Genomic DNA, 21135 nt, shown 5'->3' on the forward strand with positions numbered 1-21135 from the left:
TCAGGGCAGGGGCGAGAGCTGCTCGGCCAGAAGGCGGCCGACCGCTTCGGGCAGGAGCGGCTTGGTCAGGCAGCCGTCCAGCCCGCCCTGCGCAAGGCCATGCTGCGAGCGGGTGGCCAGCGTGGCATCCGCCGTCATCGCCACCACCCGGATGCGGTTGGCGGGCGGCGGCAGCGCCCGGATGCGGCGCAGCGTTTCGGCGCCGTCCATGCCGGGCATCGCCATGTCGAGCAGAACGAGGTCGGGCGGGTCGGCGGCAATGCGGGCAAGGGCGGTTTCGCCATCCGCCGCCTCTTCGCAGCGCAGCCCGTAAAGCACCAGATGCGCCCGCGCCACCAGCCGGTTGGTGGCGATGTCATCGACGATCAGCACCCGCGCGCCGCCAAAATGCAGCCGCTCGGCCCGGGGGGGCGTGTCGGGCGCGGCAATCGCCCTTGGCAGCGGGTCAAGCCGCAGCGTCAGACGGAAACAGGCGCCGCGGGGCCGCTGGATCAGCCGCAGGTCGCCGCCCATTGCCCGCGCCAGCGCCCGGCTGATCGACAGGCCCAGCCCGGTGCCCGCCACCGCGGTCTTGCCCTGCCGGAAGGGCTCGAAAATCGCCTCGGCCTCGTCCAGGGCCACGCCCGGGCCGCTGTCGGCAACCTCAATCGACAACAGCCCGGCCAGATCGCGTTGGGCCGAAACCGACACCCCGCCGCTGCGGGTGTGTTTGAGCGCATTGGACAGCAGGTTGGTCAGGCATTGCCGCAGCCTCTGCGCGTCAAACCCGGCGCGGGGCGGCAGATCGGCGGCAAGGTTCAGCGTCAGCGTCAGACCCGCCCCTTCGAAGAACGGGCGGTAAAGGGCAGCGACAGAGCGGATTTCGGCGGCAGGGTCGGCCGGGGCAGGGCGGATCGGCGTGCGGCCTTCCTCGATGGCCGAAAGATCTAGGATGTCGTCCAGCATCACCCCCAGACTGCGCGCCGAAGCCACGATCAGCTCAAGCCGCTCTCGCCGCTCGGGCGTGATCGAGGCGGCAAGCTCGGCATGGCCAAGTCCAAGGATGGCATTCAGCGGCGTGCGCAACTCGTGGCTGATCTGCGCCAGAAACCGCGATTTGGCGCGGTCGGCGGCCTGTGCCGCCTGCCGGTCGCGCGTCATGGCATCATGCATCCCGTGGTTCGAGCGCATGGTGGTCAGCACGAACCACGCCGCCCCCGCAATGCAGATCAGCGGCACTGCCGACGGGGCATCGGGGCTGTCAATGAAAGCTTCGACCAGAACGGCGGCAATGGCAAAGACCAGCGTGGTCAGCCAGCCGGTCATGGCATGGGGCAGGTGGATCGCCCGGACCGAGGCCAGTTGCAAAAGCGTCAGCGTGACAAGTCCGGTCGCCAGCGCCTTGGCATAGGGGCTGTCATGCTGCCACAAGAGGCCGGCCTGCGCGGTATAGCACCCTTCGGCCACGGCAATCATGCCCAGCGTGACCAGATAGCGGCCCGGCTGGCGGGCCGGGTCCAGCTCCCGCATCAGGCGCAGGCCGATATATTCGGCAGCCGTGTCGATCACCGCCAGAACCAGCGGAATCCAGAAGGGCAGATAGCTGGTGCCGATCACATAGACCAGCAGCGTCAGTATGACCCGCATCAGATGGACGCCGCGCAGCGCCTCATACTGGCGGGCGATCTCTTCGGCGGGCTGCCGCAGGGCAAAACGGTGAAGGCGGTCGATCAGCAGCGTGGCGATGGCTCCGGTCCGGGGCGGTTCTTCAAAAAGACCGCAGCCCGGGGCAAGGTCAAGCCCCGCGCGGTTCGGGGGCGTTCGCCGTGCTGCGTCATAAAAGCGTTACAAAACCTTCACATTGCCGGCGCCCCGTGATTGTCTGCGGAAAAACGGGGGCGGGAATGGTCGAACTTGGGCTGGCGGCGGCGAATCTGGGGGTGGCGCTGGGGTGTGGTGCGCTGATCGGGTCAGAGCGGCAGGTGCGGCAGCGCATGGCGGGCCTGCGGACCAATGCCCTTGTGGCGCTGGGGGCGGCGGCCTTTGTGATCTTCTCGCAACTGGTGCCGAACGAGGTGTCGCCCACCCGGGTTGCGGCGCAGGTGGTGTCGGGAATCGGCTTTCTCGGGGCTGGAATCATCTTCCGCGACGGGTTCAACATTCACGGGCTGAACATGGCGGCAACCTTGTGGTGTTCGGCAGCGGTCGGGCTGACGGCGGGGATCGGCGCCTGGCCCTATGCGCTGGTGCTGACGGCGCTGGTGGTGTTCGTCAACCTCGGGCTGCGGCCCTTTGTCAAATGGCTCAAACGCCATACCCGCGCTGGAGAGCCGCCTTCGCGCGGGTATCGGGTGATCCTGACCACCGCCCCGCAGGATGAGGCGCTGATGCGGGCCAAGCTGTTGCACGGGCTGACGGTGGGCGGGCTGCATGTGTCTGAAATCACCGTGCGCAATGGCGAGGGTGGGCTTGACCTGGCGGTGACCGTGACGGGCGAGGGGGCCGCCGAAGCGGCGCTGGATTTCGCCGTGCAGCGGCTTGCGGCCGAACCGGGGCTGTTGCGGCTGCGCTGGTTGCCTTTGGAAGAGGCATAGCCGCGCCGCCGTTTCCCTTTGGGCCAAGGAATGCTAGACTTCTGGCAGCAGCGGCGCTAGAACACCCGCGTTAGCGCTAACAGCGCCCAAACTGCGAGGTATGCCATGGCTTTGCGCGTCATTCCGGTTGATCCCTTTGATCTGGTGATCTTCGGGGCCACCGGCGATCTTGCCCGGCGCAAGATTCTGCCGGGCCTGTATCGGCGCTTCCTTGCCGGTCAGATGACCCCGGAAAGCCGGATCATCGGCGCGGCGCGAGCGGAATTGACCGATGCCGCCTTTGCCCAGAGCGTGCAGGACGCCATCGAGGAATTCGTGCCCGCCGCGCAGCGTGACGCGGCTTCGGTTGCGGCGTTTCTTGCGCTTCTGGCCTATGTGCCGATCGACGCCAAGGGCGAGGGCGGCTGGGCCGCGCTCAAGGGCCGGGTGCGGTCGGGGGTGGTGCGGGCCTTCTATTTCTCGGTCGCCCCCGCGCTCTTCGGTGATCTGGCGGAACGGCTGCATCTGCATGGCATCGCCGACGGGCAAAGCCGGATCGTGGTGGAAAAACCCTTTGGCCGCGACCTTGCCACCGCCCGCGCCCTGAACACCGCGCTGGCCCGGCACTTCGCCGAAGAGCAAATCTACCGGATCGACCATTATCTGGGCAAGGAAACCGTCCAGAACCTGATGGCCGTGCGTTTCGCCAACATCCTGTTCGAGCCTTTGTGGAAGGCCGAATATATCGACCATGTGCAGATCACCGTGGCTGAAACCGTCGATGTCGAGGGGCGCGGCGCCTATTACGACAAGTCGGGCGCGATGCGGGATATGGTGCAGAACCACATGATGCAGCTTCTGTGCCTGATCGCCATGGAGCCGCCCTATCACTTTGACCCGGACGCGGTGCGCGACGAAAAGCTGAAGGTGATCCGCGCGCTGGACCCGGTGAAGCCCGAAGATATCGTGCGGGGCCAGTATCTTGGCGCCAATGGTTCCGGCAGCTATGTCGAGCATTCCGAAGATCCGGCGTCCAGGACCGAAAGCTATGTCGCGCTGAAATGCCATATCTCGAACTGGCGCTGGAAGGGCACGCCCTTTTATCTGCGCACCGGGAAAAAGCTGCGGGCGCGGTCGTCGGAAATCGCCATCACCTTCAAGGAACCGCCGCATTCGATCTTTGATGACGACCGCGGCTGGCGCGAAAACGTGCTGGTGATCCGGTTGCAGCCGAATGAGGGCATGAACCTCATGGTGATGATCAAGGAACCCGGCCCGGGCGGGATGCGCCTGATGCAGGTGCCGCTGGATATGAGCTTTGCCGATGCCGTGGGGGCCGAGGCGGTGGATATTCCCGATGCCTATGAACGGCTGATCATGGATGTGATCCGCGGCAACCAGACTCTGTTCATGCGCGGGGATGAGGTTGAGGCGGCCTGGGCCTGGGCCGATCCGATCATTCAGGGCTGGGAAGGGCGCGGGGACAAGCCGCAAGCCTATGACGCCGGCTCTTCCGGGCCGGATGATGCGATGATGCTGATGCACCGCGACGGGCGGCGCTGGCGCGATATCCGCTAGGAGAGGGCGATGGACCTTCGGACCTATCCCGACCGGGAACTGATGTTCCTGAGCCTTGCCGACCAGATCGCGGGGCAACTGGCCGATTTCCTGCGCCGGTTGGGGCGGGCCTCGCTTTGCGTGCCGGGCGGCAGCACGCCCGGCCCGGTGTTTGACACTTTGTCGGGGGTGGACCTCGACTGGGCCAGGGTGGCGGTGTTCCTGAACGACGAACGCTGGGTTCCCGAAAGCTCGGACCGCTCGAACACGCGGCTTCTGCGCGAAAGGCTGATCCGCGGCAAGGCGGCGGCGGCGGAACTGGTGCCGCTTTATCTGCCCGGCATGAGCGCCGAAGCGGCGATGGCCGTGCTGGAGACGGGCCTGCGCCCGCATCTGCCGATTTCGGTGCTGCTTCTGGGCATGGGCAATGACATGCACACGGCGAGCCTGTTTCCCGGCGCCGACCGTCTGGCCGAGGGGCTGGCAGCGGATGCGCCGCTCCTTTTGCCGATGCGGGCCGAAGCGGCGGTGGAACCCCGCATCACCCTGACGGCGCCCGTGCTGCGCGGGGCGATGAACATCCATGTGCTGATCACCGGCGCCGAGAAACGTGCGGCCCTTGAGCGTGCGCTGACCCTTCCCTCGGAACAGGCGCCGATCCGTGCCGTTCTAGATACCGCAACCGTGCATTGGGCGGAGTAACCTATGACTGACAAATGGCAGGCCCTTCTGGCCCATCACGCCGCCGTGGCCGACCGGTCGATCCTTGACCTTTTCGCCGCCGATCCGAACCGCGCCCAGGGCTTTTCCGCCCGGGCCGGGGCGATGCTGTTCGATTATTCCAAGACCGGAATCGACGCCACCGCCCGCGCCCTTCTGGTGCGGCTGGCCGAGGATTCGGGCCTTGCCGCCAAGCGCGCCGCGATGTTCTCGGGCGATAAGATCAACGATACCGAAGGCCGCGCCGTGCTGCATGTCGCGCTTCGCGCCCCCGAGGGTGAGGCGATTCTGGTCGATGGCGCCGATGTGATGCCCGAGATTCGCGCCACCCGTGCCCGTATGGCGGCCTTTGCCCGTGATATCCGCGAAGGCCGGGTGACCGGGCAGGGCGGCAAGATCACCGATGTCATCAACATCGGCATCGGCGGGTCGGACCTTGGCCCGGCCATGGCGACGCTGGCACTGGCGCCTTACCATGACGGGCCGCGGCTGCATTACGTCTCGAACGTCGATGGCGCCCATATTGCCGACACGCTGCGCGGGCTGAACCCGGAAACCACGCTGGTGATCGTGGCATCGAAAACCTTCACCACGATTGAAACCATGACCAATGCCGACAGCGCCAAACGCTGGATGGCGGAAAAGGTTGCCAATCCGGGCGCGCAATTCGCCGCCGTCTCGACCGCCGCCGACAAGACCGCCGCCTATGGCATTGATTCCTCGCGTGTTTTCGGCTTCGAGGACTGGGTCGGCGGTCGCTATTCGATGTGGGGGCCGATTGGCCTGTCGCTGATGATCGCCATTGGCCCCGAAGCCTTTGACGATTTCCTCGCCGGGGGCCGCGACATGGATGAACGCTTTCTCTGGGCGCCGTTCGAAGAGAATATGCCGGTCATGCTGGCGCTTGTCGGCATCTGGCACAACCAGATCTGCGGCCACACCACCCGCGCCGTGCTGCCCTATGATCAGCGGCTGTCGCGGCTGCCCGCCTATCTGCAACAGCTTGAGATGGAATCGAACGGCAAGCGCGTCGCCGTGGACGGCAGCGACCTGACCACCCATTCCGGCCCCGTGGTCTGGGGGGAGCCGGGCACCAACGGCCAGCACGCCTTTTATCAGCTGATCCATCAGGGCACCCGCATCGTGCCTTGCGAATTCCTTGTCGCCAAAGAGGGGCACGAGCCGGATTTGGCCCATCAGCACCTGCTGCTTGTCGCCAATTGCCTTGCGCAATCCGAGGCGCTGCTGCGGGGCCGTTCGCTCGATGCGGCGCGGGCGATCATGGCGAAAAAGGGCGCCATGGGCGAGGAACTGGAACGGCAGGCCCGTCACCGGGTCTTTCCCGGCAACCGGCCCTCGACCACGCTGGCTTATCCGAAACTGACCCCCTTCACTCTGGGCCAGATCATCGCGCTTTATGAACACCGGGTCTTTGTCGAAGGCGTGATCCTCGGCATCAACTCCTATGACCAATGGGGGGTGGAGCTGGGCAAGGAGCTGGCGCTGGCACTGCAACCCGTGCTGGAGGGCAAGGCCGGGACCGAAGGCAAAGATGGCTCGACCGCAACACTGGTCGATTACCTGCGGAACTGACCGCTTTTGCCGGGCGGGAATGCGAAAGGGGGGCCTCTGGCCCCCCTTCAAATTCGTTCGAACGAATTTGCAAATTTCTTCGAAGAAATTTGGCCTTACTTCAGCGCGGCGGTCACGATGACTTCCACCAGATAGTCCGGCGTCGCCAGCTTGGCCTCGCCCGTCGCACGCGCCGGGGTGTTGCCCTGCGGCACCCATTGATCCCAGACCGCATTCATCTCGCCAAAGGTGGCGATATCGGCGAGCCAGATCTGGGCCGACAGGATGCGCGTCTTGTCGGTGCCGGCCTCGGCCAGAATCCGGTCCACCTCGGCCAGACATTGCCGGGTCTGATCGGCCACCGAATCGCCCGGATTGCCGACCTGACCGGCTAACCAGACGATGCCGTTATAGGCCACCGCCTCGGACATGCGGGCGCCGACGCCGATGCGTTTGATCTCGTTGCTCATGGGGATACTCCTTGAAAGACCTGCGCCTTGCTATCTTGCGGGGCGCCGAAAGGGAAGAGAGAGCGCCGTTTCGCGGAATTCCGCCTTCACGCCCGATCACATTGGCGAGAACCCGCCACCCCTGATCTGCCGGTCTTGCCGCAGGCGCAGCATCCGTGCCACCCAAGCGGCGACCGTGCGGACCTGCCGCCACCCCAAAAGACCGATGGACTGATGCCCGCAAAACCCTTCGCCGCCGCCCTTCTGGCCTGTGCCCTGCTGTTTCCCGCCTCTGCCACCTTCGCCGAAGCGCGCGATCCGGGCCCGATGGTTCAGGTTTCGACCGCCAAGGTGAAGATGTCGCGCAAGGAGCGCCGGGCGCTGGCCGCCGCCGAAGCTGCCGCCGAAGCCGACCGGGCCGCCCTGAAAGAGGTGGTGGCCGAAGTGGCCAGCGCGCCGAAGAAAGGCCGCATCTGGTGCGTGCCCTTCGCCCGCGCCGTTTCGGGAATCGAGATCAAGGGCAATGCCGCCACCTGGTGGAAACAGGCCGCCGATCTTTATGCCCGTGGTAATGAACCCAAGGTCGGCGCCGTTCTGAACTTCCGCGCCAGTCGCGCGATGCCGATGGGCCATGTCGCCGTGGTCTCGGCCGTGGTCAGCGACCGCGAGGTTCTGGTCGATCAGGCCAATTGGGAGCGCAACCGCATCACCGAAGACACGCTGGTCGTCGATGTGTCGGCCAAGAACGACTGGAGCGAAGTGCGCGTCGCCAATGCCAATGGCACCCTGGGCCGCACCAACCCGGTTTACGGCTTTATCTACCGCTGATCCCGGCAACAGACGGCAAGCAGGCGGCGCTTCGGCGCCGCTTTTTGTTTGTCCGAAAGAGGGAAAATTGGAGCGGGTGAAGGGCGACTGGGAGCAAAATCGAACCCGGCTACGCTGCCGCTTTTTCCTTCTTTCTCAATAACTTCGGCCCGCTTGGCGTCCCGGTGGATTGCTACCGTGTGTGCCTGATGTGCTGTCAGTGTGTGCCTCGGTGTAGACGGCTTAGCCTAAACACACAACTCCTTGCGGAAGCGAGAGTTACCCGTCATGCTCAAGGGCACCGTGCTTCAACAGATCGGTTCACTTTGATGTTTTCTTTGCAGATTGGCGAAGCCCCCGTTTCAAGTGGAAGTGCGACAGATTGGATGGACTTGCTTTCGTCCGTGGTCGCGTCACTGGCGTGGCCGCTCGCTATCGTTGCTGTCGCATGGATGTTCAAAGATCCCATCACGACTTTGATGGACAAGATTCGAAAAGCGTCTTTCGGCGGCGTGTCTGTCGAAATCTCGGGGAAGCTCGATGACGCTGAGAAAATCGTTCAAGAGGAAGCGCCTGAGCAATCAGCGGCGTCCGATGCGAACAACGATGAACGGAAAGAAGCCCTACAGTATCCGCCGGATTACGTCGTCATTAACGAATGGCGTAGTATCGAAATCATGCTGAGGAAAATCGCCCAAAGCCGTGGAATGACCGGCCGCGCGCAATCCCGCATGACTATTCGTGATCTGATGAAAATGGATTTAATCAAGCCGACCACTGTTGCGCTCATGGATGACCTTGCTGCCATCCGTAATCGTGTCGCCCACGGCGAAGCAGAAGTCTCCCAAGCAGACGCGCTGCGGTTTCTTGACCTTGCCAGTATCGTCAAGGCGGACCTGAGTAAGCATCTCAGTCCATTTGAAAACGAATGAAAAATCCGAAGCCCTGACCTCAACAGGTGAAGCCGCGCGTGACCCCCCCCCCGGTGGGGTCGCCTTCTCCACCGCCCGGGGCACCCCATACCACAACTTTGGTCCACCCTCCGGGACATGGCGAAGTGCATCTGATGCACTAACCTACCACGCTATTAACATCCACAACGTTCTTTGTCGTTTGTCCCTTCTCGAACTTTCCAGCAAAAGCCATTGAACACATTGGATAAATCCGTCAGGAAGGCGGAGCAATCCAAGGTGGAAATTCATGGCAAGAACATTGATGGAAGTTGTATCCGGCTCTCGGCCCATCCCCTTCGTGGACAGTGAACTAAGGACAGCTATGGAGGCAGTTAAGGTGCGTCGGGGCAAGGGCAGCGACCTCAGCATCGGGCACCCGAAGTTTAGTGAGGGCGGTGCTGGTGTGATGGAAGCTGCACAGGAAGGGCTATTGTTCTTTTACTCCCCGACTCAGCTTAGGAGCGCGTTCCTGTTCGTGAAACTGGACGCTGGGCGGGGTCTCCTTGGTGGGCAGAAAGCTGTTTATGCAAGCTACGTTGCCACCGATCTGGAAGCCGATGAATGGGAAATCGGCACAGTTTTCAAGATGTGGGGGATTGCGGTCACGTCAATCGGTAACGTGTATCGCTCTTACGGCTAACACCCGCTGCCACCAGATCAGCACGACGCCGCAAAGCCTCCGCATAGGCTTCCCGCTCCGTCGCTTTGGCACTGGACGCCACCTCCGACCGCACCCGGCCTAGTTTGGCCTCTGCAATCTCTCGCTCGACCATTGCGTGATGTAGGGGATATGCCGCGATGGCTTCCCCTCAGTGTCCCCGATCACTTTCTTAAATTCTCGGTCAGTAATGATCGCGGCAATCGCCTTGGGAACCCTCCGGCGATACTGCCACTTGCCCGACTTTGTTCGCTCTAAATACTTCAAAACTAGACCCATGTGCGCCCCGTGTGTGCCTTAATGTGCACCGGAGAGAACCGTAAGGGCTTGAATTATTGAAAAAAAGCTGCCTAGAGGGGCAAATGGAGCGGGTGAAGGGAATCGAACCCTCGTCATCAGCTTGGGAAGCTGCGGCTCTACCATTGAGCTACACCCGCGTTGCCCCTGACCTAAGCCAGCCGGCTGGCGGCGTCAAGAGGCGGGCGCAAGGGGTATTCAGGGGGCGGTGATCTCGACCCGCTCCCCGGCGGTCACGGCAAAGGGTGTGTCGGTCTTCACCTCGCCCCTTGTGGCCTGCAACAGATAGTCTCCGGCGGGCAGCACGATCTGCCAGCTCTCCTCGAAGGAAAAGCCAAGGCTCTTGCGGTTGCCGGCGATGTCGGCCTTGGCCGACAGCACCTCCTGATAGCTGGCGCCGGGCGCGGTGAGTGCGGCCACCCCGGCATTCAGCACTGCCGTCACCGCAAGTTCGCCGCCCGAGGTGGCGGTGAAGGGGAAAGCGGCCTTGACCCCGCCCAGCGAGACCTCTGCCACATAATCGCCGGGCGGCAGGTCAAAGCTGCCGGTGGGGCCATAGGCGAAGGCCACCGATTTGCGGTTGCCCTGAATGTCGGCTTTGGCGCCGAACACCTCGATGAATTGCTGCGGGTCTTCCACCGCCAGCCCCTCGGCGTAGAAGCTGGACAGCACCACCTTGCCGGTGCCGAAGGTCATGTCATGACTGACCACCTCACCGGGGCGCAGGCTGATGTTTTCGCGCAGATCGGCGGCGCCGAAGGTGGCGTGCAACGTATAGTCGCCAGCCGGCACATAGGCCGATGTCGTGCCGAAGCCGAAGCCCAGATTGCCGCCGTCGCCGCCCAGCACCTCCCAATAGCCGCTGTCGCCGGTCTCTACCCCCGGCGCGGACATCAGGCGAACGGTCAGATGGGCGGCATTCACCACGATCACCGGCTGCGAAAGCTGATCTGCCGTCACCGCAACCTCGGTTTCGGCGCGGGCCGAACCCAGAACCGCCTGCACCAGATAGCGCCCGGGCGGCAGAAGACCGTCGCGGTCACCATAGAAAATCTCGCTCTTCTCGGCCTTCTGGCCGGTGGTATCCAGCGCCCAGACCTCAAAATATCCATCATCGGGGTTTTCGGGGCCTTGGCCCCCCGCGGCCAGCAACAGGACGGGATCGAAGTTTTTCTTCAGCGCCTTCGCCGGGGCGGGCTCGGGAACGGGCACAGGTTCCGGCGCAGGGGGGGACGCGGGGTCTTCCAGCACCACCTCGACCAGCGCATCGGACAGGCTTTGCAGATCGGAGGCTTGCAGATACAGGCCCCCCGTCGCCTTGGCGAGGCAGGCAACCTGCGCGCCCTCATCCTCGCTCAGGCCGAAACCCACGACATGCGCGGTAAAATCGACGCCCGACGCCTCAAGCTCTGCCCCCAGCGAACAAGGGTCGGCCTGACAGGTTTCGATCCCGTCGGTGATCAGGATCACCGTTGCCTTTTCCTCGGTCGAGCGCAGTTCGGCGGCCGCCATCCGCACCGCCGCGCTGAGGGGGGTCTTGCCCTTGAATTGCAGGGCATTCGCGGCGGCCGTGATGGCCGGCCCCGTGCCCGGCCCGGGCGGAACCAGCAATTCGATATCCGCACAGGAACCTTTTTCGCGGTGGCCATAGGCCATCAGGCCCACCTCGCTGCCCGCAGGCAGGTCGCGCAGCACCTGGCCCAACGCCTCACGCGCAATCTCCAGCTTGGGGCGCCCGTCGATCTGGCCCCACATCGAGCCGGAGGCATCCAGCACGATGATCGACCGCCCCTCGGCCATGGCGGCAAACGGCATGACGAGCGCAAGAAGGCAAAGGGCAAGACGGCGCATTACACCCCCGGACGGATCAGGATGACCCAAGGCTAGGTCGGGTCACCCCGGCTGACAAGGCGGGGCAGGGGTATGGAATCCCCCAGCCCCGCCCGCCGGAAACATCCGGTTCACATACAACCCGCACCGGGGACAGGGGCGCGGGCACGCGGCGGGCGGGACCGGAGGGGAGATGACGGCCCCGCCTGCCGGTTCTTACATCGCGGGCAACAGCACGGTGTCGATCACATGGATCACGCCGTTCGATTGCTTCACATCGGCGATGGTCACGGTGGCGACATTGCCCTGACCATCCTCGATCATCACCTTGCCGTCCTTGGTCATGGCGGTGAATTCGCAGCCACCGACGGTCTTGACCGTATGCTTGCCGCCATCATCGGCCACCATCTTGGTGATGGCATCCGACATCGCATTGGCGGCGACGACATGGCAGGTCAGGATCTTGACCAGCGTGTCCTTGTTCTCCGGCTTGAGCAGGTTTTCCACGGTGCCTGCGGGCAGCTTGGCAAAGGCTTCGTTGGTGGGGGCAAAGACGGTGAAGGGACCGGCGCCCGAAAGCGTCTCCACCAGACCGGCGGCCTGAACAGCGGCGACCAGCGTGGTATGATCGGCCGAATTCACCGCGTTTTCGACGATGTTCTTGTCTTCATACATCGCAGCACCGCCCACCATCGGGTTCTCGGCGAAAGCCATGCCGGCGGTCAGGGCGAGGATGGCGGTTGCGAGACGGAATTTCATGGTGTTTCTCCCTTGATCGAGGCAGGACCACCCTGCCTTCATGGGAGTTACGCGGCAGTTGCGCGGTAAGTTTCACCGCTCGCGTTTCTGTGATTACAAGGTGATCTCGGTCTGCATCATCACCGGCCCGGTCGGCTTGCCCTCGGGCGCGCCGCCTGCGGGTTCCACGGTCACGGCCAGCACCCAGCCCGCGGGCGGGGTCGGATAGGCCACCACCAGCGGCCCCCGCGCCAGAAGCCCCAGCGACACCGGAGCAGCCCCCGGCGCGATGATCCACAGTTCATGCACCTGCCCTTCGGGCGCGGGTTCGCCCGCAACCCGGGTGACGGTCAGGCGCAGCCCGTCAAAGACCGCATCATAGGTCAGCGTGCCGTTTTCCGCCGTCAGCACCGCCTCGACCCGCGCCGGCGGAATGGAAAAGACAAGGAACGCCACCAGTGCCAGCGCGGTCACCCCCGCCAGACCCAGCCCGGCAAGTGTCATCCACAATGTCCGGCGCGGGGCAGGGGCGGGGAACAGCCGCGCCTCGATCCGGTTGAGCATATCGGGCGGCACCGGCGCTTCGGCAAAGCCGTGGTTCAGGGGCGCCAGCCGCTCTTGCCAGGCGATCACCCGCGCCATAAGCGCCGGGTCGCGGCGCAGACGCGCCTCGGCGGCGGCGCGTTCGGTGCCCTCCAGCACGCCCAGCGCCAGTTCGGCCGCCAGCGCGTCATCCTCGGGCAGGGCTGGGATCGGCGGCTCGCTCATGGTTCAAGGCATTCCCGAAGACTCAGCAGACCGCGCCGCAGCCAGGTCCGCATCGTATTCAACGGCACCGCATGGCGCGCCGCAAGATCGGCATAGCTTTGCCCCTGAAGATAGGCGCCCCGCAAGGCTGCCGCCCGGTCCGGTTCCAGCCGGTCAAAGCAATCGGCGACCCGCCGTGCCTCGCCTCTGGCGACCAACTGCACCTCGGCACGCGGGGCGGTATCGGCCAGCGCCTCCATCGCGTCGTCGCCTTCGGCGCGGGGCGGGCGGGCGCGCAGCCGGTCGATGGCGTGGTTGCGCGCCAGCGCAATCAGCCATGTCATGCCCTGACCGCGCGTGGCATCGAATTTGCCCGCCCGCAGCCAGACCCGGGTAAACACCTCTTGCAACGCATCCTCCGCTTCGGCCCTGTCGCCAAGGATACGCAGAAGAACCCCCATAAGTTTCGCCGAAGCCGCCGCATAAAGGGCGCGGAACGCCGCGCGGTCCTGCGCGGCAATGCGGCCAAGGTGCTGTGCGATGTGATCATCCGTCATGACCTGCACCTAGCGCGCCGCCGCTGGCCGTCAAGCCCTAACGCCGCCGCCGCCGCCCCTCGCTGCCCGCGCCTGCGGTGTTGAAGCTGACCTCGGGCAGGGTGACGACCTTTCCCAGTTCCGGGAAGGCATCCACCGCGTTCGGAATCGCGCTGGCATTGACGAAATGCTCCTGAAAGCGCGGCTCGATGGCGGTTTCGACCTTGTGGATGTCATGCACCACCGCCTCAATCTGGTCACGCGCCGCCACGTTGCACAGCGCAATCCGTGCGCCGGTGCCCGCGGCATTGCCCGCCGAAATCACCTTGTCCAGCGGCACATCGGGGATCATCCCCAGAACCATCGCATGTTTCGGGCTGATATGGGCGCCAAAGGCCCCGGCCAGAACGACCTTTTCCACGGTATCGACGCCCATTTCATCCATCAGAAGCCGGGCGCCCGCGTAAAGCGCCGCCTTGGCCAACTGGATGGCGCGGATATCACCTTGGGTCACCAGAATGCGCGGCCCGCCCTCGGCGCTGCCGTCGTGCAAGAGATAGGAATGCGTCCGCCCCTCGGGGACACAGCGCGGCGTGCCCACCTGATCGGGGCCGCCGATCAAGCCGCCCTGATCCAGAATGCCCGCCATGCGCAGTTCCGCCACCGCCTCGATGATGCCCGAGCCGCAGATGCCGGTGATGCCGCTGGCCTTGGTCGCCTCGGCAAAACCCGGATCGGTGGACCACAAGTCGGACCCGATCACGCGGAAGCGCGGTTCCTTGGTCACGGGATCAATCTCCACCCGCTCGATGGCGCCGGGGGCGGCGCGCTGGCCCGAACTGATCTGCGCGCCTTCAAAGGCCGGGCCGGTGGGGCTGGAACAGGCCAGAACCCGGGCCTTGTTGCCCAGAAGAATCTCGGCATTGGTGCCGACATCGACGATCAGCACCATTTCCTCGGATTTGCCCGGCTCTTCCGACAGGGCCACCGCCGCGCAATCGGCGCCGACATGGCCCGCGATGCAGGGCAGCACATAGACCCGCGCCGCGCCGTGGATATTGCCAAGGTCAAGGTCGTTGGCATCCAAGCTGAGACTGCCCGAGGTGGCCAGCGCAAAGGGCGCCTGACCCAGCTCCACCGGGTCGATCCCCAACAGCAGATGGTGCATCACCGGGTTGCAGACGAAAACCACCTCGAAAATCGCCTTGGGGTCGATCTTCGCCTCAGCGGCAATTGAAACGGCCAGCGCATTGATCGCCTCGCGCACGGCGCGGGTCATCTCCACATCACCACCGGGGTTCATCATCGCATAGGAGACCCGGCTCATCAGATCCTCGCCAAAGCGGATCTGCGGGTTCATCAGACCCGACGAGGCCAGAACCGACCCATCGGCCAGCGAACAGAGATGCGCCGCAATCGTGGTCGAGCCAAGGTCGATCGCCAGCCCGTAAAGCCCGCCCTCGTGGAAGCCCGGATAAACCTCGAGAATGCGGGGCCGGTTGTCATGGTTGCCCTTGGTCAGAACGACGGTGACCTTCCACTCGCCCTTGCGCAGCACCGGCTGCAGGCGGCGCAAAAGGCCCAGATCAACCAGCGGGTCTTCCACCCCCCATTGCGTGGCAAGCGCCCGCTTCAGCCGCTCGAAATCGCCGGTGGGTTCGTGCATGTCGGGCTCGTCCACCTCGACGAACAGGGCGCGGGTCGCCGGGTCCATCACGATGTCGCGCTGGGTGGCGGATTTGCGGATCACCTGCTTGTGGACCTGAGATTCCGGCGGCACGTCGATCACGACATCGCCCATCACCTGCGCCTGACAGCCCAGACGGCGCCCCGGCGCCATGCCGCGCTTGGACTTATACCGCTCTTCCACCGCATTCCACGGCGTCAGTGCATCTTCATCCACCGTCACGCCATGTTTCGGAAACTCGCCATAACCGGGGCTGATCTGGCATTTCGAACAGATGCCGCGCCCGCCGCAGACCGAATCGAGGTCCACCCCCAATTGCCGCGCCGCCGTCAGAACCGGCGTGCCAAGCGCAAAGCGCCCCCGCTTGCCCGAGGGGGTAAAGATTACAAGCGCGTCGTCGGTCATGTCTGGTCCCTGGATTCGTCGGGGGCTTCGTCGGGGAAGCGGTAACTTATGTCATCAAAGGAATCGGCGGCGAAGGTGTAGAACCATTTCAGCGCCGTCTCGACCCGCGGCACGCCGTGCAAGGCCCCCCCGGGAATGTAAAGCGCCACGCCCGGCGCCAGACGATGCGCCACACCGTCGATCATCACCTCGCCTTCGCCCTCAAGCCCGAAATAGACTTCGGGCTGCGGGTGGGAATGGAGGGCAAAGGTTTCGCCGGGGGCCATCAGGGCCACGCCGCAGACAAGGCTGTCGCTGGGCGTGGCGGGGGCCGAGATCAGGGTGCGGAAACGGATGCTGCCGCGCGCCGGGTTGTCCCAGCGCTCGTCGGGAAGGGTGGCGGAATCCGCCGAGATGGGTCGTGTTGTCATGATCCGTCCTGCTCGCTCCCCCCTTTCTAGGCGAGCGCGGGGCAGGGACAAGGGCCGAATCCGTCCTGTCCCGGTCAAGGAGCGGCGTGATCCTGCAAGGTTGCGCGTGTTTGGGGCCGCGGACCCTCCGGGGGGGATATTTGGATCAAGATGAAACCCGCCGCATTCATCTTGGCAAAAATATCCCCGCCGGAGGCATCCGGCGCCGGGGAAGGGGGGTCGGCTGTCAGCCCGCCCGGAACTGCTTGGCCAGTTTCAGGCCCTGCCCCTGATAGTTGGACGCGATCCCGGCGCCGTAGAGCGTTTCCGGTCGCGCGGCCATGCGTTCGTAAACCAGCCGCCCCACGACCTGCCCGTGTTCCAGCACGAAAGGTGCCTCGTGGCAGCGCACCTCCAGCACCCCGCGCGAACCGGCCCCCCCGGCGGCGGCATGGCCAAAGCCGGGGTCGAAGAAACCCGCGTAATGCACGCGGAACTCGCCCACCATGGCCAGATAGGGCGCCATCTCGGCGGCGTAATCGGGCGGGATCGTCACCGCCTCGCGGCTGACGAGGATATAGAAGGCGCCGGGGTCAAGGATGATGCGGCCATCGCCGGCGCGCACCTCTTCCCAGAAGTCGCGGGCGGGGTAATGCCCGATCCGGTCAAGGTCGATCACCCCGGTATGGGGTTTCGCGCGGTAGCCCAGCAGGTCGCCCGTTTCGGGCCGCAGATCGACCGAAAATCCCAGCCCTTCGGAAATCACCGCGGCGCCCGAAACCAGCGGTTCCTCGGCGTGCAGGCTGCGCAATTCTGCATCCGACAGCACCGCCTGCCCCTGACGGAAGCGGATCTGGTTCAGCCGCTGCCCGGCGCGCACCAGCACCGAAAAGCTGCGCGGACAGACTTCGGCATAGAGCGGGCCGTGATAGGCTTCGGGGATGCGGTCAAACTCGGTGCCGCCATCGGTGATGGTGCGGGTCAAGAGGTCCAGCCGCCCGGTTGAGCTTTTGGCATTAGCGACGGCGGTGATGCCCGCAGGCAGCGCCAGCCGCTCCATCAGCGGGATGACATAGACGCAGCCCTTTTCCAGCACGGCGCCTGCGGTCAGATCGACCCGGTGCATCTCGAATTCGGCGATGCGGTCGGCGACCTTTGCGCCATGGCCCGCCAGAAACGAGGCGCGCACCCGGTAGGCCACCGTTCCCAGCCGCAGGTCAAGGCTGGCGGGCTGAATCTGATCGGGGCGGATCGCGGGATCGGCGGCAAGGGCGCCAGTTTCGATCAGGTGGCGCAGATGTTGTGCGGGAAGAACGCCGGCTGTCATGATCAGTGCCCCTGAATGTGGAACCGCCCGCAAGCCTTGCGGCAAGCGGGCGGTTTCATATGGTCGGGCCGGTGAGATTCGAACTCACGACCTCCCGCCCCCCAGACGGACGCGCTAAACCAGGCTGCGCTACGGCCCGACGATGGCGGCGATACATAACGATATTCCGGGCGGGGGCAAGCAGGAAAGTGCATGATTTTTCCGCCTAATAGGGCGGGGCCGTCATGCGGTCTTCCAGGGCAAGCAGCCGGTCGCGCAGCGCCCGCAGCCGCGCCCGCCAAGGCAGCAGGGCGGAAACCGGCAGGGCAGCGATTCGTGCGGCAAGGGCGGGCAGATCGGCCGGTTCCGGCGCGTCATCGGTGCCTTCGGCTGCGGCGGCGGCATCCTGCACCTGCCAGATGGCATCTTCGGCGGCAATCTCGGCCTGCAAATCGGCCTCAAGCTCGGCGGCGACAAGGGCGGCAACCGCCTCTTCCTCTTCGGGCGGGGCATCCTCGGCCTCGGCCGCCAGTGCCTCGGTCACTTCGAGGAAGATTTCCGGCTCTTCGGCAGGCGTCTCGGCCACCGGATCGGCCGGGCGTTCGGGTGTCAGCGAGACCACGATCGGGTCGGTATCGGGCAGATCGAACAGGCCCGCGAAAAGGTTTTCCTGCACGGCAGGCCGCGGCGGCGGGTTGCGGCGCAGCGCGGTTTCCAGCGCCACGATCTGCGCCGTCTCGATCTCTTCCACCGGCAGCGGCGCATCGTCTTCGCCGGGGAAATTCGCCGCAAGCGCCGCCTCAAGCGCCGCCTCGGCATCTTCGGAATGCGCCTCGCCGGTCAGGCCGGCGACATGGCGCACGCCCTGCTCGCGCAGGATTTTCTGCACGCCGCGGATCGTCATGCCTTCATCATGCAACAGCCGCTTGATGCCGGTCAGCAACGCCACATCGGCGGGCCGATAATAGCGGCGCCCTCCGGCCCGTTTGACGGGTCTGATCTGGGGAAAACGGCTTTCCCAGAAGCGCAGCACATGCGCCGGGGTTTCCAGAAACTCGGAGACCTCGGAGATGGTGCGGAAGGCGTCCGGCGACTTGTCCATCCGCGACGGACCTCCTTAGGTCTTCTTGCCCAGCGCCACGCGATCCTTCATCAGATGCGACGGGCGGAAGGTCAGCACCCGGCGTGGCGAGATCGGAACCTCGTCGCCGGTCTTGGGGTTGCGGCCGACACGGGCCGTCTTGTCGCGCACCGAGAAGGTGCCGAAGGACGAGATCTTGACCGTCTCGCCCGAAGCCAGCGCGTCGGACATATGCGACAGCACCGATTCCACCAGTTGCGCGGATTCGTTGCGGCTGAGGCCCACCTCACGGAAGACGGCCTCGGACAGATCCATCCGCGTCAGAGTCTTTTCGCTCATCATATCCCCCCCGGGTTATTCAGGGCAGATTGGGCGCTTGGGATTTCCGAGTCAATATCAATCACTTGGAGCGGGGGATTGAAGCGCTGTCACCAGCGCAGAACGACCGATCCCCAGGCAAGGCCGCCTCCGATCGCCTCGGTCACCACCAGATCGCCGGGTTTGATCTGCCCGCGCGCCTTGCCGACCGACAGCGCCAGCGGAATCGAGGCGGCCGAAGTGTTGCCATGGTCCTGCACGGTGACCACAACGCGGTCCATCGGCACCTGCATCCGCTTGGCGGTGGCTTCGATGATTCGGATATTGGCCTGATGCGGCACGATCCAGTCCACATCGGCGCCGGTCAGTCCCAGCTTGTCGAGGCCCGTATGGGCGGTTTCGGCAAGCTTTTCAACGGCATGACGAAAGACTTCCTTGCCTTCCATCCGCAGGTGCCCGGTGGTGCCGGTCGAAACCCCGCCATCGACATAAAGAATGTCGCGGAAACGGCCGTCGCTGTGCAGGTCGGTCGCCAGAATGCCGCGGTCGGTATTGGCGCCTGCGCCTTCGCTGGCTTCCAGCACCAAGGCACCCGCGCCGTCGCCGAACAGGACGCAGGTGCTGCGATCGGTCCAGTCCATCAGCCTGGAAAAGGTTTCCGCCCCGATCACCAGCACCCGTTTCGCCGAACCCGAGATGATCAGCGCATTCGCGTTGGTCAGGGCAAAGACAAACCCGGCGCAGACCGCCTGCACGTCAAAGGCAAAGCCGCCGGTCATGCCCAAGGCGCCCTGGATCATCGTGGCAGCCGAAGGGAAGGTCAGATCGGCGGTCGAGGTGGCGACGATGATCACGTCGATATCGCCCGGCTCCAGCCCGGCATCGGCCAGGGCGGCGCGGGCGGCGCGGGTGCCGATATCCGAGGTGGTCTGGCCTTCGGCGACAAAATGCCGCCGCTCGATCCCCGAGCGGCTGCGAATCCATTCATCCGAGGTCTGGACCAGGGCCTCAAGCTCGCTGTTGGGCACAACACGTTCGGGCAGATAGTGCCCGACGCCCCTGACCACGGCGCGTATCGTCATTCGCTGGACCCTGCCTTCTGCCCGTCTGTATGCCCCTCTGCGGCGGCATCCTGCCCCGCACGGCCTGCCGATGCAACCCGCGCCGCAAGCCGTTGGGTGAAGTCCGCGGTGGCCAGACGGTGGGCCAACTGGATTGCTGCGGCGATGCCGGTTTCATCCGCCGAACCATGGGATTTGACCACGGTGCCGTTCAGCCCCAGAAACACCCCGCCGTTCACCCGGCGCGGGTCCATCCGCTTTTGCAACCGCTTCAATGAGTTGAGCGCAAGCAAGGCCGCGAATTTCGACAGGATGCCGGCGTTGAACGCCTCCCGCAGGAAATCGGAAATCAGCTTGGCCGTGCCTTCGCCGGTCTTCAGGGCGATGTTGCCGGTGAAGCCATCGGTCACGATCACATCCACCCGGTCCGAGGGCAGGTCGCTGCCCTCGACGAAACCGATGTAATCGTAATCCCCCGCTTGGGCCGCAGCGGCCATCTGGCGCGCGGCCTCGTGCAGTTCGGCCCGGCCCTTGTGGTCTTCGGTGCCGACGTTCAAGAGCCCGACACGCGGTCGCAGGATGTTCATGCCGTTGCGCGCGTATGAGGCGCCCATTGCGGCATATTGCAGAAGGTCCGCCGCCTCGGCCTTGATGTCGGCCCCCACGTCCAGCATCACGTTGAAGCCGGACGGGTTGCGCGAGGGCCAATAGCAGGCGATGGCGGGCCGGTTCACGCCCGGCAGCTTGCGCAGCCGCAGCATCGACACGGCCATCAGCGCGCCTGTATTGCCGCAAGACACCGCCGCCCGCGCCTCGCCCGATTTGACCGAGTCGATGGCGGACCACATCGAGGTGCCGTCGCCATGGCGCATCACCTGACTAGGCTTGTCGGTCATCGACACGGCCCGCGGCGCATGGCGCAGCGTCACACGATCGAGAATCGCCGGATGCCGTGCGAGCAGACGCGAAAGCTCGGCCTCGTCGCCATGCAGCACGAAACCGGCCTCGGGAAGCATCTCGGCAGAAATCAGAAGGCCGGCGACAACTGCCGCCGGACCGCGATCTCCGCCCATCGCATCAACGGAAATGACAACGCGCGTCGCGCCTTCGGTGGTCGGAGTTGAGGTTCCGGAAGCCATCGGGGCGCGGCGGCGTCAGAGGCGGCTTACGCCGCGTCCTCGTCCGTATCGACGGCCTTGGTCGCCACGACTTCACGGGCATCATAGTGGCCGCAGGACGGGCAGACGTGGTGGGCGCGCTTCAGCTCGCCGCAGTTGCTGCATTCTTGCGGGTTGCCGGCAACCAGCGCGTCATGGGCGCGGCGCATGTTGCGGCGCGAACGGGTGACTCGGTTCTGCGGGACAGCCATGTCTCGACCTCGAAGTTGGGGGACATGCCCCTGATTTTCCTTTGATTTCAGAAACCTGAACCCTGCACCAAGGCAGGGCGGAAAGCCCCTGAATGAGGCGCGG

22 protein-coding genes and 2 tRNA genes are annotated in these 21135 nt (G+C 64.9%); 8 read left to right on the plus strand and 16 right to left on the minus strand.

The features are described from left to right. A complete protein-coding gene (locus HS053_RS15855; RefSeq protein ID WP_174212247.1) occupies positions 1-1626 on the minus strand; it encodes an ATP-binding protein in 1626 nt (541 codons plus the stop codon). A gap of 3 nt (positions 1627-1629) precedes the next feature. Here HS053_RS15855 and HS053_RS15860 point away from each other — a divergent pair, with 3 nt between their 5' ends. The 5 genes from HS053_RS15860 (at position 1630) to pgi (ending at position 6422) form a co-directional block, all read left to right on the plus strand. Beyond that, a complete protein-coding gene (locus HS053_RS15860; RefSeq protein WP_174212248.1) occupies positions 1630-1857 on the plus strand; it encodes a hypothetical protein in 228 nt (75 codons plus the stop codon). 26 nt (positions 1858-1883) lie between these two features. After that, positions 1884-2573, plus strand: a complete 690-nt coding sequence (locus tag HS053_RS15865) for an MgtC/SapB family protein (protein ID WP_174212249.1) — start codon at positions 1884-1886, stop codon at positions 2571-2573. A 105-nt stretch (positions 2574-2678) separates the two neighbouring features. Further along, positions 2679-4130, plus strand: coding sequence for a glucose-6-phosphate dehydrogenase (gene zwf / locus HS053_RS15870; protein WP_174212250.1), 1452 nt, complete (start codon positions 2679-2681; stop codon positions 4128-4130). Between the two features lie 9 nt (positions 4131-4139). Beyond that, positions 4140-4811, plus strand: coding sequence for a 6-phosphogluconolactonase (gene pgl / locus HS053_RS15875; protein ID WP_174212251.1), 672 nt, complete (start codon positions 4140-4142; stop codon positions 4809-4811). A gap of 3 nt (positions 4812-4814) precedes the next feature. Then, complete coding sequence (gene pgi / locus HS053_RS15880; RefSeq protein WP_174212252.1) at positions 4815-6422, plus strand: glucose-6-phosphate isomerase; 1608 nt, start codon at positions 4815-4817, stop codon at positions 6420-6422. Between the two features lie 95 nt (positions 6423-6517). Here the strand turns inward: pgi and HS053_RS15885 are convergent, their stop codons facing one another. Beyond that, on the minus strand, positions 6518-6871 hold the full coding sequence (locus HS053_RS15885; RefSeq protein WP_174212253.1) for a RidA family protein: 354 nt from the start codon (positions 6869-6871) through the stop codon (positions 6518-6520). Positions 6872-7084: 213 nt separating this feature from the next. Here HS053_RS15885 and HS053_RS15890 point away from each other — a divergent pair, with 213 nt between their 5' ends. The 3 genes from HS053_RS15890 to HS053_RS15900 all read left to right on the plus strand — a co-directional run bounded on the left by HS053_RS15890 (position 7085) and on the right by HS053_RS15900 (position 9250). Continuing rightward, positions 7085-7678, plus strand: a complete 594-nt coding sequence (locus tag HS053_RS15890; protein WP_241699892.1) for a CHAP domain-containing protein — start codon at positions 7085-7087, stop codon at positions 7676-7678. A 365-nt stretch (positions 7679-8043) separates the two neighbouring features. After that, positions 8044-8589, plus strand: a complete 546-nt coding sequence (locus HS053_RS15895; protein WP_174212254.1) for a hypothetical protein — start codon at positions 8044-8046, stop codon at positions 8587-8589. Between the two features lie 268 nt (positions 8590-8857). After that, positions 8858-9250, plus strand: a complete 393-nt coding sequence (locus HS053_RS15900; protein WP_174212255.1) for a hypothetical protein — start codon at positions 8858-8860, stop codon at positions 9248-9250. 381 nt (positions 9251-9631) lie between these two features. Here HS053_RS15900 and HS053_RS15905 read toward each other — a convergent pair. The 14 genes from HS053_RS15905 to rpmF all read right to left on the minus strand — a co-directional run bounded on the left by HS053_RS15905 (position 9632) and on the right by rpmF (position 21032). After that, positions 9632-9705: transfer RNA gene (locus HS053_RS15905), tRNA-Gly, on the minus strand. Between the two features lie 58 nt (positions 9706-9763). Then, positions 9764-11416: a vWA domain-containing protein gene (locus HS053_RS15910; RefSeq protein WP_174212256.1), complete on the minus strand. Its 1653-nt coding sequence runs from the start codon at positions 11414-11416 to the stop codon at positions 9764-9766. 195 nt (positions 11417-11611) lie between these two features. After that, entirely contained in the window at positions 11612-12154 is a 543-nt protein-coding gene (locus HS053_RS15915) for a fasciclin domain-containing protein (RefSeq protein ID WP_174212257.1), read from the minus strand. A 93-nt stretch (positions 12155-12247) separates the two neighbouring features. Then, on the minus strand, positions 12248-12901 hold the full coding sequence (locus HS053_RS15920; RefSeq protein ID WP_174212258.1) for an anti-sigma factor: 654 nt from the start codon (positions 12899-12901) through the stop codon (positions 12248-12250). Continuing rightward, positions 12898-13437, minus strand: coding sequence for a sigma-70 family RNA polymerase sigma factor (locus tag HS053_RS15925; RefSeq protein ID WP_174212259.1), 540 nt, complete (start codon positions 13435-13437; stop codon positions 12898-12900). Before HS053_RS15925 ends, HS053_RS15920 begins: the two co-directional genes overlap by 4 nt. A gap of 37 nt (positions 13438-13474) precedes the next feature. Continuing rightward, a complete protein-coding gene (locus HS053_RS15930) occupies positions 13475-15508 on the minus strand; it encodes an ASKHA domain-containing protein (RefSeq protein ID WP_174212260.1) in 2034 nt (677 codons plus the stop codon). Beyond that, positions 15505-15918: a cupin domain-containing protein gene (locus HS053_RS15935; RefSeq protein ID WP_174212261.1), complete on the minus strand. Its 414-nt coding sequence runs from the start codon at positions 15916-15918 to the stop codon at positions 15505-15507. The genes HS053_RS15930 and HS053_RS15935 overlap by 4 nt, the downstream gene beginning before the upstream one ends. 226 nt (positions 15919-16144) lie before the next feature. Next, complete coding sequence (locus tag HS053_RS15940; RefSeq protein ID WP_174212262.1) at positions 16145-17224, minus strand: 2'-deoxycytidine 5'-triphosphate deaminase; 1080 nt, start codon at positions 17222-17224, stop codon at positions 16145-16147. A 60-nt stretch (positions 17225-17284) separates the two neighbouring features. Continuing rightward, a tRNA-Pro gene (locus HS053_RS15945) sits at positions 17285-17363 on the minus strand. Positions 17364-17429: 66 nt separating this feature from the next. Continuing rightward, the gene (locus tag HS053_RS15950; protein WP_174212263.1) at positions 17430-18305 is read right to left on the minus strand and encodes a MerR family transcriptional regulator; all 876 of its coding nucleotides are present in this window, start codon (positions 18303-18305) and stop codon (positions 17430-17432) included. Between the two features lie 15 nt (positions 18306-18320). After that, complete coding sequence (ihfA, locus tag HS053_RS15955; protein ID WP_174212264.1) at positions 18321-18623, minus strand: integration host factor subunit alpha; 303 nt, start codon at positions 18621-18623, stop codon at positions 18321-18323. 89 nt (positions 18624-18712) lie between these two features. Beyond that, positions 18713-19684 carry a beta-ketoacyl-ACP synthase III gene (locus HS053_RS15960; RefSeq protein ID WP_174212265.1) on the minus strand — a complete coding sequence of 324 codons (972 nt, stop codon included), beginning with the start codon at positions 19682-19684 and terminating at the stop codon, positions 18713-18715. Further along, positions 19681-20802: a phosphate acyltransferase PlsX gene (gene plsX, locus HS053_RS15965; protein WP_174212266.1), complete on the minus strand. Its 1122-nt coding sequence runs from the start codon at positions 20800-20802 to the stop codon at positions 19681-19683. Before plsX ends, HS053_RS15960 begins: the two co-directional genes overlap by 4 nt. A gap of 26 nt (positions 20803-20828) precedes the next feature. Then, positions 20829-21032 (minus strand): 50S ribosomal protein L32, encoded by a 204-nt coding sequence (gene rpmF, locus HS053_RS15970; protein WP_174212267.1) that lies wholly within the window; start codon positions 21030-21032, stop codon positions 20829-20831. Between the last annotated feature and the right edge of the window lie 103 nt (positions 21033-21135).

Source organism: Tabrizicola fusiformis, assembly GCF_013328815.1.
Lineage (GTDB): Bacteria > Pseudomonadota > Alphaproteobacteria > Rhodobacterales > Rhodobacteraceae > Fuscibacter.

Excerpts from the sequence above, each read along its gene's own strand:
- HS053_RS15855 (WP_174212247.1), bottom strand. The coding sequence starts at position 1,626 with ATGCGGGTCATACTGACGCTGCTGGTCTATGTGATCGGCACCAGCTAT.
- HS053_RS15860 (WP_174212248.1), top strand. The coding sequence starts at position 1,630 with ATGGACGCCGCGCAGCGCCTCATACTGGCGGGCGATCTCTTCGGCGGG.
- HS053_RS15865 (WP_174212249.1), top strand. The coding sequence starts at position 1,884 with ATGGTCGAACTTGGGCTGGCGGCGGCGAATCTGGGGGTGGCGCTGGGG.
- zwf (WP_174212250.1), top strand. The coding sequence starts at position 2,679 with ATGGCTTTGCGCGTCATTCCGGTTGATCCCTTTGATCTGGTGATCTTC.
- pgl (WP_174212251.1), top strand. The coding sequence starts at position 4,140 with ATGGACCTTCGGACCTATCCCGACCGGGAACTGATGTTCCTGAGCCTT.
- pgi (WP_174212252.1), top strand. The coding sequence starts at position 4,815 with ATGACTGACAAATGGCAGGCCCTTCTGGCCCATCACGCCGCCGTGGCC.
- HS053_RS15885 (WP_174212253.1), bottom strand. The coding sequence starts at position 6,871 with ATGAGCAACGAGATCAAACGCATCGGCGTCGGCGCCCGCATGTCCGAG.
- HS053_RS15890 (WP_241699892.1), top strand. The coding sequence starts at position 7,085 with ATGCCCGCAAAACCCTTCGCCGCCGCCCTTCTGGCCTGTGCCCTGCTG.
- HS053_RS15895 (WP_174212254.1), top strand. The coding sequence starts at position 8,044 with ATGGACTTGCTTTCGTCCGTGGTCGCGTCACTGGCGTGGCCGCTCGCT.
- HS053_RS15900 (WP_174212255.1), top strand. The coding sequence starts at position 8,858 with ATGGCAAGAACATTGATGGAAGTTGTATCCGGCTCTCGGCCCATCCCC.
- HS053_RS15910 (WP_174212256.1), bottom strand. The coding sequence starts at position 11,416 with ATGCGCCGTCTTGCCCTTTGCCTTCTTGCGCTCGTCATGCCGTTTGCC.
- HS053_RS15915 (WP_174212257.1), bottom strand. The coding sequence starts at position 12,154 with ATGAAATTCCGTCTCGCAACCGCCATCCTCGCCCTGACCGCCGGCATG.
- HS053_RS15920 (WP_174212258.1), bottom strand. The coding sequence starts at position 12,901 with ATGAGCGAGCCGCCGATCCCAGCCCTGCCCGAGGATGACGCGCTGGCG.
- HS053_RS15925 (WP_174212259.1), bottom strand. The coding sequence starts at position 13,437 with ATGACGGATGATCACATCGCACAGCACCTTGGCCGCATTGCCGCGCAG.
- HS053_RS15930 (WP_174212260.1), bottom strand. The coding sequence starts at position 15,508 with ATGACCGACGACGCGCTTGTAATCTTTACCCCCTCGGGCAAGCGGGGG.
- HS053_RS15935 (WP_174212261.1), bottom strand. The coding sequence starts at position 15,918 with ATGACAACACGACCCATCTCGGCGGATTCCGCCACCCTTCCCGACGAG.
- HS053_RS15940 (WP_174212262.1), bottom strand. The coding sequence starts at position 17,224 with ATGACAGCCGGCGTTCTTCCCGCACAACATCTGCGCCACCTGATCGAA.
- HS053_RS15950 (WP_174212263.1), bottom strand. The coding sequence starts at position 18,305 with ATGGACAAGTCGCCGGACGCCTTCCGCACCATCTCCGAGGTCTCCGAG.
- ihfA (WP_174212264.1), bottom strand. The coding sequence starts at position 18,623 with ATGAGCGAAAAGACTCTGACGCGGATGGATCTGTCCGAGGCCGTCTTC.
- HS053_RS15960 (WP_174212265.1), bottom strand. The coding sequence starts at position 19,684 with ATGACGATACGCGCCGTGGTCAGGGGCGTCGGGCACTATCTGCCCGAA.
- plsX (WP_174212266.1), bottom strand. The coding sequence starts at position 20,802 with ATGGCTTCCGGAACCTCAACTCCGACCACCGAAGGCGCGACGCGCGTT.
- rpmF (WP_174212267.1), bottom strand. The coding sequence starts at position 21,032 with ATGGCTGTCCCGCAGAACCGAGTCACCCGTTCGCGCCGCAACATGCGC.